General features: G+C 34.0%; 10 protein-coding genes. 7 read left to right on the forward strand and 3 right to left on the reverse strand.

All coding sequences use genetic code 11. The features are described from left to right. The first annotated feature begins 2 nt into the window (after nt 1–2). The 7 genes from cysD to IC221_RS13255 all read left to right on the forward strand — a co-directional run bounded on the left by cysD (nt 3) and on the right by IC221_RS13255 (nt 9,081). The gene (gene cysD / locus IC221_RS13225) at nt 3–908 is read left to right on the forward strand and encodes a sulfate adenylyltransferase subunit CysD (protein WP_188169426.1); all 906 of its coding nucleotides are present in this window, start codon (nt 3–5) and stop codon (nt 906–908) included. Between the two features lie 21 nt (nt 909–929). Continuing rightward, nucleotides 930–2,180 carry a sulfate adenylyltransferase subunit CysN gene (gene cysN, locus IC221_RS13230; protein ID WP_367397768.1) on the forward strand — a complete coding sequence of 417 codons (1,251 nt, stop codon included), beginning with the start codon at nt 930–932 and terminating at the stop codon, nt 2,178–2,180. Between the two features lie 251 nt (nt 2,181–2,431). Next, nucleotides 2,432–3,352: a hypothetical protein gene (locus tag IC221_RS13235; RefSeq protein ID WP_188169427.1), complete on the forward strand. Its 921-nt coding sequence runs from the start codon at nt 2,432–2,434 to the stop codon at nt 3,350–3,352. 5 nt (nt 3,353–3,357) lie between these two features. After that, a complete protein-coding gene (locus IC221_RS13240; protein ID WP_188169428.1) occupies nt 3,358–5,049 on the forward strand; it encodes a RagB/SusD family nutrient uptake outer membrane protein in 1,692 nt (563 codons plus the stop codon). Between the two features lie 223 nt (nt 5,050–5,272). After that, nucleotides 5,273–6,010: a hypothetical protein gene (locus tag IC221_RS13245; protein ID WP_188169429.1), complete on the forward strand. Its 738-nt coding sequence runs from the start codon at nt 5,273–5,275 to the stop codon at nt 6,008–6,010. 239 nt (nt 6,011–6,249) lie between these two features. Continuing rightward, the gene (locus tag IC221_RS13250) at nt 6,250–8,001 is read left to right on the forward strand and encodes a hypothetical protein (RefSeq protein ID WP_188169430.1); all 1,752 of its coding nucleotides are present in this window, start codon (nt 6,250–6,252) and stop codon (nt 7,999–8,001) included. Between the two features lie 255 nt (nt 8,002–8,256). After that, the gene (locus IC221_RS13255) at nt 8,257–9,081 is read left to right on the forward strand and encodes a hypothetical protein (RefSeq protein WP_188169431.1); all 825 of its coding nucleotides are present in this window, start codon (nt 8,257–8,259) and stop codon (nt 9,079–9,081) included. A gap of 86 nt (nt 9,082–9,167) precedes the next feature. Here IC221_RS13255 and tyrS read toward each other — a convergent pair whose 3' ends face one another. From tyrS to gatA, 3 genes are all read right to left on the reverse strand, one after another. Next, the gene (gene tyrS / locus IC221_RS13260; RefSeq protein ID WP_188169432.1) at nt 9,168–10,469 is read right to left on the reverse strand and encodes a tyrosine--tRNA ligase; all 1,302 of its coding nucleotides are present in this window, start codon (nt 10,467–10,469) and stop codon (nt 9,168–9,170) included. A gap of 67 nt (nt 10,470–10,536) precedes the next feature. Continuing rightward, the gene (locus IC221_RS13265; protein WP_188169433.1) at nt 10,537–12,702 is read right to left on the reverse strand and encodes a LysM peptidoglycan-binding domain-containing protein; all 2,166 of its coding nucleotides are present in this window, start codon (nt 12,700–12,702) and stop codon (nt 10,537–10,539) included. A gap of 506 nt (nt 12,703–13,208) precedes the next feature. After that, nucleotides 13,209–14,633 (reverse strand): Asp-tRNA(Asn)/Glu-tRNA(Gln) amidotransferase subunit GatA, encoded by a 1,425-nt coding sequence (gatA, locus tag IC221_RS13270; protein ID WP_188169434.1) that lies wholly within the window; start codon nt 14,631–14,633, stop codon nt 13,209–13,211. Nucleotides 14,634–14,757 lie beyond the last annotated feature (124 nt).

Genomic DNA, 14,757 nt, shown 5'->3' on the forward strand with positions numbered 1-14,757 from the left:
CAATGAGTAATTATCAACTTTCACACTTGGATGAGTTAGAAGCAGAAGCAATTTACGTTTTACGTGAAGTGTTTTCACAGTTTCAAAATCCAGCATTGCTTTTTTCAGGCGGTAAAGACTCTATTACTGTTGCTCACTTAGCAAAGAAAGCTTTTTATCCTGCCAAGATTCCTTTTACCTTTTTACACGTTGATACAGGGCATAACTTCCCTGAAACAATTAAATTCCGTGATGACCTTATTGAAGAATTAGGTGTTCGTTTAGCCGTAGGTTCTGTACAAGATGCTATTGATGACGGAAGAGTAATGGAAGAAACAGGTGCAAACGCAAGTAGAAATAAACTACAAATTACTGCTCTATTAGATACTATCGAAGATGAAAACTTTGATGTAGCAATTGGTGGTGGTCGTCGTGATGAAGAAAAAGCAAGAGCCAAAGAGCGCTTCTTCTCTCACCGTGATGAGTTTGGTCAATGGGATCCAAAACACCAACGTCCTGAGTTATGGAACTTATTCAATGGTAAGTACAACCCAGGTGAACACTTCAGAGCGTTCCCTATTTCTAACTGGACAGAATTTGATGTTTGGCAATATATCATGAGAGAGAATATTGAAATTCCTTCTTTATACCTTGCTCATGAAAGAGATGTAATTTGGAGAGATAACACTTGGTTACCAATGTCAGAGCACATCGTATTACGTGACGGTGAAAAAGTGGAAAAGAAAAAAATCCGCTTCAGAACATTAGGTGACATCACTATTACAGGTGGTATTGAGTCAGATGCTGATACGATCGAGAAAGTAGTAGAAGAAGTTTCTGCTATGCGTCAAACTGAGCGTGGTAACCGTTCAGATGATAAGCGTTCTGAAACTTCAATGGAAGACCGTAAAAAAGAAGGTTATTTCTAAACATTAAGTCAAAACATCAAAGTGGAAATATTAAGATTTACAACAGCAGGTTCAGTTGATGACGGAAAAAGTACGTTAATTGGACGTTTATTATATGATTCAAAATCAATTTTTGAAGATCAATTAGATCAGGTTTCTGAAACATCTAAAAGAAAAGGTTTAGAACATGTTGACCTTTCTTTATTGACGGATGGTTTGAGAGCTGAAAGAGAGCAAGGTATTACAATTGATGTTGCTTACAGATATTTTGCAACACCAAAACGTAAGTTTATCATTGCTGACACTCCAGGTCATATTCAATACACAAGAAACATGGTAACGGGTGCTTCTACAGCTAACCTTGCATTAATTCTTATTGATGCTCGTAAAGGTTTAGTAGAACAAACACACCGTCACGCTATCATTGCTTCTCTTCTTCAAATTCCTCACATGATTGTTTGTGTGAACAAAATGGACCTTGTTGACTATGATGAGGCTATCTTTGAAAAAATTCAAGAAGAGTTCAAGGAGTTTGCTGCAAAGCTGAACTTAAAGGATATTCGTTTTGTGCCAATTTCAGCCTTAAAAGGTGATAATGTTGTAAACAGATCAGAAAAAACGTCTTGGTACAGTGGTGAAACTTTATTGCATACATTAGAGAATATCTATATCAGTAGCGATAATAACTACATTGATCCTCGTTTTGCGGTTCAAACTATTATCCGTCCTCACTCTGACAAATTCCATGATTTCAGAGGTTATGCAGGCCGTATTAGTTCAGGTGTATTCAGAAAAGGTGATGACATTGTAGCTTTACCTTCAGGTTTCACATCAAGAATAAAAAGTATCTTTAATGGTATGGAAGAAGTTGATGAGGCTTTCCCTCCTCAATCTGTAACCATCACTTTAGAAGATGATATTGATATTTCAAGAGGTGATATGTTAGTACGCCCTGACAACCAACCACAACAAACACAAGACTTAGATGTAATGTTGTGCTGGATGGATGAGCAACCTCCAAGACCAAGAGCTAAATATATCTTGAAGCATACTACAAATGAAGCAAGATGTATGATCAAGGATATCAAGTATAAGATGAACATCAATACATTAAGCCGTATTGAAGGTGATAAAACTTTACATATGAATGATATCGCCAGAGTTCAGTTAAGAACTACTAAAGCAATGCTTTGGGATCCTTATAAATCTAACAGAATCACTGGCTCTTTGATTCTTGTAGATGAGGCGACCAATAACACAGTTGCTGCTGGTATGATCAGAAGAAATAAATAGTATAAAATATACTTTTAGGAACAAAAGCCTTTACTCTTTATAGAGTGAAGGCTTTTCTATTTTCTTTAAAATATCCTAAAATTCCGTAACTTTAAGCAACTAATTAAGGTTAATGGTATTCTCTTTTTTTTTGACTTTATAAACAGAAGCTCTAACTCATATACTGTTAGAACTTTTCAACCTGATTTTAATTATAGAATAGCCTACCTTTTTAATTTATTAATTCATTAAAGCAAAACCATTTATCAGAAATGAATAAGCTAAACAACCTATTACTACTGTTTATCGGCAGTCTTTTCTTTTCATGCGGTCTATCTGAAGAGGAAAGTATCGCTCCAGAGCCCGAGGTGAAATTACCTAAAGGACTCTACCCCATTCATATCACACATAGTACATCAGGACAAACTACTAAGGATATTGAAGTAGGTTACAACTCTACTAATGGGCATCTTACAAAAGTAATCTCTTATGAGTACAAGGATCAAATTATGCTACCTGACACAGATCGCCTTCCTCTTGCACAAGTAGTTATTGATTCATTCATCTACGTGAATGATACTGTTCGTACAGTCATCAACGAAACCTTATCTGAAATTGATTATTATGGCCTTCAAGATGGAGTAATTTTGAAAAAAGAAATCATAGATACCGATTCTTCTTTTTCACTTTTAACAAAAAATCAATTATATAATAACAATACATTGCAGATTAACACATTAGAATCTACAGGAAGAATTAAAGGGAGATGGTTAACTGCAAGCTACGATCTAGAAAGTGATAGCATAGAGAATTATCTACAATTCAGTCTCTACATTTGGGAAAATTATAACATAATACAAGAAAAAGTATACCGCGGCAATGGAAGTAAGCCTACAATTGATGAAACCACACTTATCTATTGGATCAATTATACTTATGATGATAAAAACAACCCTTATGATATCATTGACTTTCATGTCATAAACTGTTCATTATTTCCATCAACTCATTTCCTACCTAAGACAAAAAATAATATTACATCAAGGGAATTAGTATGGAACTTTCCTAATAGTACTCCAGAGAAAAGTACTCAAACTTATGAATACAATGAATTGGGTTATCCTATAGAAATCAACAGTTCATCATTCGAAGAGAATAAAAAAGTAACTATTGAATACCACATCGAAAACTAAAAATCATGACTTCTATTAAAAAATACAGTCTCTTATTATTATCGTTTCTTTTACTTTTAGGATGTCAAATCAATAATATTGAAACAACTATTAATGATGATAATTCTAATCGAAAAACATTAGACCTCAAGGATATAGAAATTGCCGCCCCTTATACCACAATTGAGCAACACGAAGATGCTTTTTACATTCTTTATCATCTACTATCGAATGATTATTATAATGGTAACATACTTTCAATTGATCTTATCGCTGATATCTTAGCTGGGGATATTTACAAAGGAGGAGCAAATGCAAGTGACATCGCTGATTTCTTCGAATTTCAAAAACATACTATTAATGTTTATAATTCAACTCTTAAAGCAATTTGGGAGAAAAAATATGATGGCATACGAGTAGCAAATGCTCTTCTTTCAAACTTCAATGATGAACTTTTCCCTGAAAATTTACAACAGGAAAAAGAGTATTACAAGGCTGAAGCAAGAGCTCTAAGAGCACACTTCTATTTTGAACTTGCACGCTTTTTTGAACGTCCCCCTATTATTCCTGCAGGAAAATTTGAAGGATATAATTACACGCAACCTACAGAAGTAGAACTCTATAGTTTTATTGCTTCTGAACTTTTTGAGGTAAGTGATCAAATGAGAAAACACCAAGATGATTTTGGCAGACTTGGAAAATACAGTGTTTTGGCTGAATTAGTAAAAGTTTATGTTTTTTACACGGGAGTTTATAAAGATGAAAGTCTCACTTTGAAGGATGGAATTATATTGAACCGTAATAAAGTTATCAATATTATCGAAGAGATAATTCAACAATCTGGAACTTCACTTTCTCCGAATTTTGAAGAACTATTTCAGAGTTCTCTCGGTAAGAATAATTTCAATCAAGAAGTTATTTTTGAAATTGTTCATGACAAGAAGCCACACCTAAATTGGTCAGGATATGAGATTGGCAATCTCAAATCACAAATGACAGGGCCAGTAGGATACTTTAATTCAGAGTCATCTATTAATTGGGGGTGGGGATTTGGTATACCTACTAGAAAACTATACGACAGTTTTGATGAAAATGACAAAAGATTAAATTCTACAATTATTACTGCTAAAAAACTTATTGATGACTTGAAGGGTGATGAGTCATACCCTTTAAGTTATAGTTTCAACCATACTGGATTATATAATTATAAATACACTACCCATAAAAAAAGTGATGGTTCTGGTGGTTATATAGAAAGTCTGGAATTGCATTATGATCAAAACTATCATTATATCCGTCTTGCTGATATTTACCTAATTGGTGCTGAGTTATATCTTGCTGAAGGAAATCAGGCTAAAGCCACTGAATATGTAAATATTATAAGGCAAAGAGCAGGTCTCTATTCAAAGTCAACAGTAACCTTTGATGATATAGTAGAAGAAAGGTATCATGAACTTGCTATTGAAGGACATCGTTATTTCGACCTTATGAGATGGGGAAGTAATTTTCTTAATGAAATAACCGTTTCAAGTTATACCTTGTATGAATCCAAACACCATGATTCAAAATACTTTCTCTATGGAAAAAACCTTACTGGAGATATTGGTGTAGAAGCTGATTTTGAAACTACTTTCTATGCTCCATCTAGAGGTTTCCTACCTATCCCTCAAGACATCATAGATCAAAGTAATAACCTTGTACAAAATCAAGGATATTAACAAAATACTAATTAGAATATACATCTAAGCCTTTGCTCTTTATAGAGTGAAGGCTTTTTGTATTTTATAAAGAAATCCACTTGATATTTCTCCTAACTATTACTCTCCACATAACTTAAGTAACAGATAATGCGTATTTTATTATACAACCATATAGAAGAACAGTATTCATAATAACATAATACTTATCCTTCACTGCTATTCACTTACTACTTAAAATACTATGAAGACAACGAATGTGGCTCTTATTGTTCCATTGTTTGATAAAATACCTGTTTACTTTGATTTATTTTTTAATCAGTTATCCTACCAAAGAAATATAGACATTCTCATTTTAAGTAATTTAGACCTAAAACATTACCAATTCTTACCTCATATTGAAGTTCATTTCATTGAAAAACCAGATCATTTAGATAATTATATCGGACAAAACCTTGAATGGTTTACTTCGACAAGAACCTATTGGGGTATTGGAAATAGTCATTTTCTGTATGGTAACTTATATAAATTCATCCATCAACTTACTAAAAGCAAGCCAGTACAGTTCACACTGTCAGGGATCAATTGTAAGATGACTTTTTTCAGAAGTACTCCCTTCAAGAATAAGGAGGTAATTTCATTAGAAAATATGGAGATAGAATTAAGTGCTGAAAATATTATTTCTTTTAATCAAGGTCGGATATTTAATTATTTCAACAGGAAAAGCTTTGCCTTTATGAATATTGAAAAGGCAATTCGGACTAACTTATTTTCTCTACCAAAATGGAATGAAACGCCTAATAAGTTTTATTTATCAAAATCTGGATTCTACAATGAAAAGGAATTTAGAAACTACAATCGACTTCATTTCCAACAAAAAATTAAAACAAAAGGCCTAAGGTATTTCATTTCTCTCCGACATTATATCAAAAAACAGGTAGATGATATTGATATTACTCCGCAAGAGAAGCATCATGCATAATATCATTCTTTCCCATGGCACCGTTATCTAATAGCAATGAATTGATTCTGTATTTATCCATTGATAAGTCTATCGTTTTTGTTTCATTCCATATTTAATTTATTGGCATACTTTATTAATTTCATACTGTTTGTTAAAAAAAAGTATATTTACAGGCTATTAAATCATCGTTAAAATCATTTATTAACGTATTTTATCTATTTTTACAACTTGTAAATAGATTATCAAGCTCCATTACAATGAATAAAAAAACTACATTAGGTTACCTGTTTTTTTTCATCTTATTTTTAGAGTCACTACAGGTTTTTGCACAATCTTCAAATGTTCCTTACGATCCAGAGTACTATCATCTTATTGATCGTTACGAAATCAAGCAAAAGAACTTTGGTAAAGTTTTCACTACCATAAAACCTTACAGCAGACAAGAAATTGCTGAATTTTTAGAAGGGTTTGACTCTACTTACAATGGTACACTTTCTGAAGCAGACAAGTACAACCTTTCCTACTTAGCGTTAGATAATTGGGAACACATGTCTGACTCAACACTTGCCGATGTAAAAAAGCCATTCTTAAAATATTTTTATAGAAGTAAGGTTGATTTCCTAAACGTTCATCAGAAAGATTTTGACCTCCATATTAACCCCGTAATCCTTTTTAGTGGTGGAGACGATAACTTAAATGTATCACGTCCATATGTAAACCAAAGAGGAGTAATCATGAGAGGTTCGATTGCTGGTAAAGTTGGTTTTTACCTTCAAGCATCGGATAACCAAGAGAGATTACCTTTTTATGCTCAACAATATTCTGCTTCACACAATGGCACTTTCCCTGGACAACAATGGAACAAATCGGAAGGAGATGTTGGAGACTATTTCAATGCACAAGGTTATATTACTTTCCAATTATTGAAAGACTATATAGGAACTGAATTTGGTAGAGGAAGAAACTTCATTGGTAATGGTTACCGTTCTTTGGCACTTTCTACCTTTGCTAATGACTATACTTATCTCAAATTAAATACTAGAGTTTGGCATTTAGAGTATACTAATATTTTTGCTCAAATGAACACTAGTAATACCAACCCAGCAGGTGGACATTTGCCTAAAAAATATATGGCAATGCATCACTTAGGGTGGAATGTTACTAAAAACTTAAACGTAGGTCTTTTTGAGCAAGTAATTTTCAGTAGAACAGATTCAATTGGAAACAATTCTTTTGATATCTCTTACTTAAACCCGTTCATTTTCTACCGTTCATTAGAACATGGCTTAGGTGATGTTGATAATGTGCAGGTAGGTCTAGATGTAAAATGGAACATCTGGAATAAAGTACAGTTATACAGTCAAATCATCATGGATGATTTAAGTGTTAGTAATTTAGGAAAAGGTTATTTCGGTAATAAGTTCGCTTACCAATTTGGAGCTAAATATATTGATGCCTTTGGAGTATCTAATCTTGATCTTCACGGAGAAGTTAACATAGTTGATCCTTATACTTACTCCCACAAGAATACCACTGGATCAAGTAATATACCTAATGGTTACCTTTATACAAACCAAGCGCATTATTATCAAGAATTAGCCCACCCTAATGGAGCTAACTTTTATGAACTCATCGGTATTGTAAGATACAGACCAAACTTCTTCCCTAAAATTTCTGCTGTTATCAAAGGTATGTACAGAGAACAAGGTATGAATGAACTTGATGACAAAGGAAATGTAATCACAAATTATGGATCTAATATCTTCTTAGATTACAATACTGCACCAGGTGCTCCAGATGCTTTTGGCGTAGAATTTCTTCAAGGAACTAAAGTAAGAACGATGTATGTTGACGCAACACTTACTTACTCACCTTTCCACAATGTATTTGTTGATTTGAGAGGCGTATTTAGAAATACATCTAGTGATGATGAAAGATATACTCAAAATGAAAATTATATAAGTGCAGCCGTTAGGTGGAATATCGGTCAGAGGTTATACGAGTTCTAAAACTCCACTTATTCCCTTTCTAACACTATGTAATATCTCATTGGAATAATAATATTTTTCAGAGGAATGGTTTAAAATCATTCCTCTTTTTTTGTCTTCAGATTTTAATCAAAATTCTAAAATTGACTCATTTTGATTGTATTTTCTTTATATATTAATAAAATATTACATGAAACCCTTCTAATATGAATTTAATGTTAACTAAAAGTTACATAATTACGTATATTGTAATAACAACAAAGCCATTACAAGTACATGAAATTCATCAAAAGCATATATCGCCTTACCTTTACACTCATCATTTCGATGACTGTAAACGTATATGCTCAAGAAAATGATGTTACTTTATCTAAATACCAATCACATTCCATGTTGGAATATTACACCCTCAATCATTCAAATCAAGCATGGGAAAAAGATCAGTTTTACCTTTATTTTTCTCCACAAGAAAATATCTCTGGAGAGGAATTTAATACCATGAAAAATGAGGTAAACGATTGGGTAAATCATTGGAAAGCTCTTGAGCAAAAAAATAACCGATCAATCACAAAAAAATTATTTACTAAAACACGCCAAAAATTCTTGAAACGCTACAAGGAATGTAGTACGTTTTCTACACTTTTAGAAGATGGCAAATATGACTGCCTTAGTGGTACATTATTGTATGCTCATATTTTTCAAGAATTAGGCTATGACTATTCAATCCATCAAAATAATAGTCATGTATACATTATCGTTGAAGACCCTTATTTAGGAACCACTCTGATTGAGTCTACGGATGTATATGGCTATGTAATTGGAAAGAATAACATCAAGAAACGTATTGAAGGCTATGAAAAGAGATTAGAAAACTCACTTTTATATAGCAGATACGGAATGAATTTAACGGAAACGTTAAGCATTAAAGATGTCGCTGGGTTGCAATACTATAACTTAGCTGTTGCTTCATACAGAGCAAATGACCTTTATGAAGCTAAGTTGTCATTGTATAAAGCGTCTATTATTACAGATTCTCCAAGAATCGAATATTTTAATTTCTATTTAGAAGAGAGCAACAATCTAGTCAGCGCAATGCGTTAGTCATTAAAATAGTTAGTTAATTTGAAAAAGAATACCCTTCCACTTTTTAAGCAGAAGGGTATTTTTTATATCCTTTAAAGAAAGAATTATACTACTTTAATCAAGCAGTAATTTTTCTTTCCTTTTTGAGCAAGAATGTATTTCCCTTGAAGCAATTCTACATCTTTTGGAAGTTCATTTCCTTGAAGTTTTGCTTTGTTGATAGAAATACCTCCACCTTTGATCATTCTTTTTGCTTCACCTTTAGAAGAGAATAATTGGTTGTCTGTACCTGTAGAAACCAAGTCAGCCATTTCAGCCATTCCTTCTAAATCACCTTTAGATACTTCAGATTGCATCACTCCTTCGAATACTTGAAGTAGAGTACGCTCGTCTAAAGATTTTAATTGATCCGTTACGTTCTTTCCGAATAAGATGTTTGAAGCAGCAATTGCTGTATCTAATTCGTCTTGACCATGAACCGCACGAGTTACTTCTTCAGCTAAACGCTTCTGAAGAATACGTGTGTGAGGAGCCTCATCGTGATCAGCAATTAATTGATCAATCTCTTCTTTATCAATGAAAGTAAAGATTTTGATGTATTTCTTCGCATCATCATCCGCTACATTTAACCAGAACTGGTAGAATTGGTATGGAGAAGTTTTTTCAGGATCTAACCAAACTGCACCACTCTCTGTTTTACCGAATTTAGTACCATCAGCTTTAGTAATCAATGGACAAGTCGCCGCATATGCAGTACCTTGAGCTTTACGACGAACTAATTCAGTACCCGTCACAATATTACCCCACTGATCTGAACCTCCAAATTGAAGTTTACAGTTCTTTGTTTTATACAAATGGTAGAAATCCCAACCTTGTAATAATTGGTATGTAAATTCAGTAAATGAAATACCGTTACCTGTAGCTAAACGCTTCTTTACAGAATCTTTAGCCATCATATAATTTACAGTAAGGTGCTTTCCTGCTTCACGAGCGAAATCGATGAAACTGAAATCCTTAAACCAATCATAGTTATTTAAGATCTCCGCAGAGTTTTCACCACAATCAAAGTCCAAGAACTTTTCTAATTGTGCTTTCATTCCATCAATGTTCTTTTGGATTGTATCATCATCCAATAGAGATCTTTCAGCATCTTTAAATGAAGGGTCGCCAATCATACCTGTTGCACCACCTACAATCGCCAACGGTTTGTGACCTGCTTTTTGTAAATGTCTTAATAACATTACAGATACCATATGACCAATGTGTAATGAATCTGCTGTTGGGTCAAAACCAACGTAAGCAGTCGTCATTTCTTTGTTCAATTGATCTTCAGTACCCGGCATCATGTCGTGCAGCATTCCTCTCCACTGCAACTCTTCAATAAGGTTTGTTTTTATATCTGCCATTTCTAATGTATTTCTAATTTGAATGCGCAATTTAACAGTAAAAGATCAAATGACCATTTAATGTTACCTAAGATTTTATTTTTAAGCGCTGTCCAACCTTCAAATTATTACTTTTCATATTGTTTAAGCGTTTGATTTCTGAAACGCTAACACCATTATCCTGAGCAATCTGCCATAAGGTATCACCATTTTTCACTGTATAATACCCATCTTCGGATGTTGATGGTTTTGATGAAGTAGTCGTTTTCCCTTCATTTAATACACTAGCAGGCGATGGTGGAATCGTTAATTTCTGCCCCACTTTAATCGAAGAACCTGACATATTATTTACCCTCTTTAGATCCTTCACATAAACTCTATAAGCTTTTGCAATTTCTGTAAGACTGTCACCACTTTTTACAGTGTGGTACCTTGTATTAGCAGAAGGTCCATATCCACTTTTATTATTTGATGAAGACGTTTTTACATTTACTGAATTCGAAGAAACGCTTGAAGAAGAAGTATAAACTTTCAGTTTTTGACCTTTATAAATCGTAGACCCCTTCATACCATTCCATGATCTCAATTTTGAGGCTGAAGTATTGTACTTTTCAGCAATTCCGCCCAAAGTTTCACCACTTCTTACCGTATGATAAACTAATGTACCTTTTGTAGAAGCAGAAGGTGATGATGTCGTTTTTGGAACACTTGATGTAGCTTGTGATGCTGTTTCAGGTGCTTTGTATTTTCCTTCTTTAATCAATAGTTTCTGACCAACATTGATTCTTGTTCCTTTCAGGTTATTTAGCTTTTGAATATCAGATACGTATACTCTATATTTTTTAGCAATTTTCCCCAAAGTTTCACCACTTCTTACCGTGTGATAAATACTTGCACCACTTGTTTTCTTTGGAGTTGATGTTGTCGTTGTTTTCTTAGTAGAAGATGTCGACTTTTTAGAAGGCCCTGGACTGTAAGCGTTTCCATAAATTTTCAACTTCTGTCCAGGATAAATGGTATTTCCTCGAATATTATTCCAAGCTCTTAGATTAGAAGTTTTTACTCTATGACGACTTGCAATAAGTCCTAAAGATTCTCCTCTTCTCACATAGTGATAGTAATATCCATCTCCAATATTTGCTCCTTCGCCGGTATATTTTACATTCGCTAAAATCTCATCTTGATTTTCTAGATAATACTCAAAACGGGCTTCGGGTATTCTGATTCTAAAGTTCTTTACATAGTTTGGTGCAAAACCAAAACGCAACGAAGCATTCATTAATTGAAGATCTTCTCGACAAACATTCAGTTCATCTGCTAACTTTCCAAGATCAATGGATTGACTCACAAAAATATCTTCTGCAGGAATCTCATACATTGGTAAATCTTGAATCAAATTATGTTCCTCTGCATAAGTCAGTACATAAGCCATCGCTACAAACTGAGGTAAATAGGATCTTGTTTCTCTTGGCAATTTTCTATAAATATCCCAGAATTTCTTTTTACCTGATCTTCTTTGTGCCTTTCTAATATTACCAGGTCCACAGTTGTAAGCCGCAATAGCTAATTCCCAATCGCCATGATATTCATGTAAAAATTTCAGGTATCTTGCTGCTGCTCTTGTTGCTTTTTCAGGATCCATTCGGTCATCAATCTGATAGGTCTGTTTCAATCCATAAGCTCTACCGGTTCTCGGCATAAATTGCCATAAACCCTTCGCTCCTACTCTTGATAGGGCAACAGGCTTTAAAGCTGACTCAATAACTGCCAAGTATTTTAATTCTGTTGGAACGCCTTCTTCTTCAAAAATACGTTCGAACATAGGAAAATACATCTGCTTTCTCTGGATGATCGAAAGCGTATAATCTCTTCTTCTTACTGAAAAGTAGTCGATAAACAACCGAACTCTATCATGATATGTAAGGGGAATTTCATTTTGCATTGCACTCAAACGCTCTCTGACTAAACTATCAGATACGTTGGGAACATAGTCATAAGTCTGATCTGAAATATCAACTAAAATTGCTTCGGTTGTATCAAATTCATCAAAGTTTTCAAACCAAGGAGCATATGGGGCTGCTTCCACAATTTCCAGAGTATCTGAAGGCATTAAATACCCTTCAGGTAATGCTACGGTATACAAACTATCTTGCCAAGTCGGTAAAACATTACCTTCATCTTGTGCAGATGCGATTGTAAATGATAAAGAAAATATGAATGCAAATATATATTTAAAAATGCGTCTAAAAAGCATCACTTTATAACGTAAGTATTAGTATTTAATAATGAAATGAGATGATTATAAGCTTCACTTACTTTCTGACCAATATAGATTTAGGTTACTAACATGAATCTTCCCTACTTCCTGTTTAGCAAATATAATCTATTAGGTAGCAAAAGAAGAATCTATTAAGATTTTACTGCTTTAGAAATCATAAAAATATAGGCTGTTCTATTGAGATTCCTATTTCCTATACCTTTAAGCAGTTGTACAATTAAAATCGGAAGTTTTGAATTTTCTTTTTTAGCCTACTCTGCGTTAGAATATCATCACGTAGCTTCGGCTATGCTCTTCTATTCTGCCTTGATTAGACTAAAAAAATAATAATCCAACTTCTACCCATTTCAAATGTGCAAATGCTTAAAGTTCAACTTCTAGGTATACCAAACAATTGAATCATTTGAAATTAGGTTTCATCATAAAAAAGCCTCTACAAAAATGAGATTCTGTAGAGGCTCTTCCTATTTTTATAGTTAAGACTAAAGCTCTTGCAAGTAATGCGAGAACTGAAGCATTTTTTCTTCTTCAAAACGATTCGCCATGACTTGTAAACCAATTGTCAAACCGTCTTTATCTTCTCCGTTTGGAATAGAGATCGCTGGTAACCCTGCCAATGAAGCATGTACAGTATATAAATCTCCTAAATACAATTCTAAAAGGTTATTTTCACCGTATTTCCCAATTTCAAATGATGGAGCAGATGTAGTTGGCATTAAGATAAAGTCGTACTCAGAAAGTATTTTTTCTGTCGTTTCCTTAATCAAACGTCTTACTTTTTGAGCTTTTGAGAAGTAAGCATCATAGTAACTTGCAGAAAGTACGAAAGTACCCAACATGATTCTTCTCTTCACTTCATCACCAAATCCTTCAGAACGTGATTTTTTATATAAACCTTCCAAGTCTACTTTATCCTCCGTTCTATATCCGTAACGTACACCATCAAAACGCTCTAAGTTTGTACTTGCCTCAGCTGTTGTAAGGATGTAGTATGTTGGAAGAAGGTAATCTAATAATGGGAACTCGATCGCTTCCACCTCATGACCTTCTGCTCTTAGTTTTTCAATCTTAGCAAATGTCTTTTCTGAAATGTCTTTATTCAAATGCTCACTCTCAACGGTTTCTTTGATGTAAGCAATTTTCAATTTCTTGGCTGGTTTTTCTTCTACTGAAGCACTATACGATGGTACAGGCTCTTGTGCTACTGTTGCATCTTGATCGTCTTCACCTGCAATGATTTCCAATACTAATGAAGCATCAGGAACATTGTTAGCAATCACACCGATTGTATCAAAAGAAGAAGCATAAGCAATCAAACCCCATCTTGAAATACGAGAGTATGTGGGTTTTAAACCTACAGTACCCGTAAATGCCGCTGGCTGACGTACTGATCCTCCTGTATCTGAACCTAAAGACACCAAACAGTGGTCATCTGAAACGGCTACCGCCGATGCTCCCGAAGAACCACCTGGTACTCTTGTTTCATCAATGTTGTTTTTTACAGGGCCGAACGCCGAGTTTTCATTTGATGAACCCATCGCAAACTCATCACAACTTTGTCTACCGATGATGACTGCATCTTCAGCTAATAATCGTTCTGTTGCAGTTGCTGAAAATGGAGAAACATAACCATCCAACATATTGGAAGAGGCTTGAAGACCGTGATCTTTGTAAGCAATAACGTCTTTTAGACCGACAACCATACCTGCCAATCTCCCTGCATTTCCTTCTTTGATTTTTTGATCAACTTTTGCAGCCTGTTGAAGTGCTTCTTCATTATACACTTCATTCCAAACATTAAGGTGTTTCTTTTCCTCAATTCTTGCTAAGTAATCTTTTACCAAAGCCACACAAGTCGTTTTCCCTTCGCTGAGTGCTTTCTTTATATCATCAAATGCTTTATACATAAGCTTGTGTTCGTTTTATTAGACTGCTTTTTTAAGTACCAAGACAAAAAGTACTTCCACAAAGCGCTTAGTTTACCTGAAAAAACTTCATAAAAAAAAGAAGTTTATCTTTTCTAATGACAAA

The organism is Flammeovirga sp. EKP202, from assembly GCF_014534745.1.
In the GTDB taxonomy this organism is placed as follows: Bacteria; Bacteroidota; Bacteroidia; order Cytophagales; family Flammeovirgaceae; genus Flammeovirga.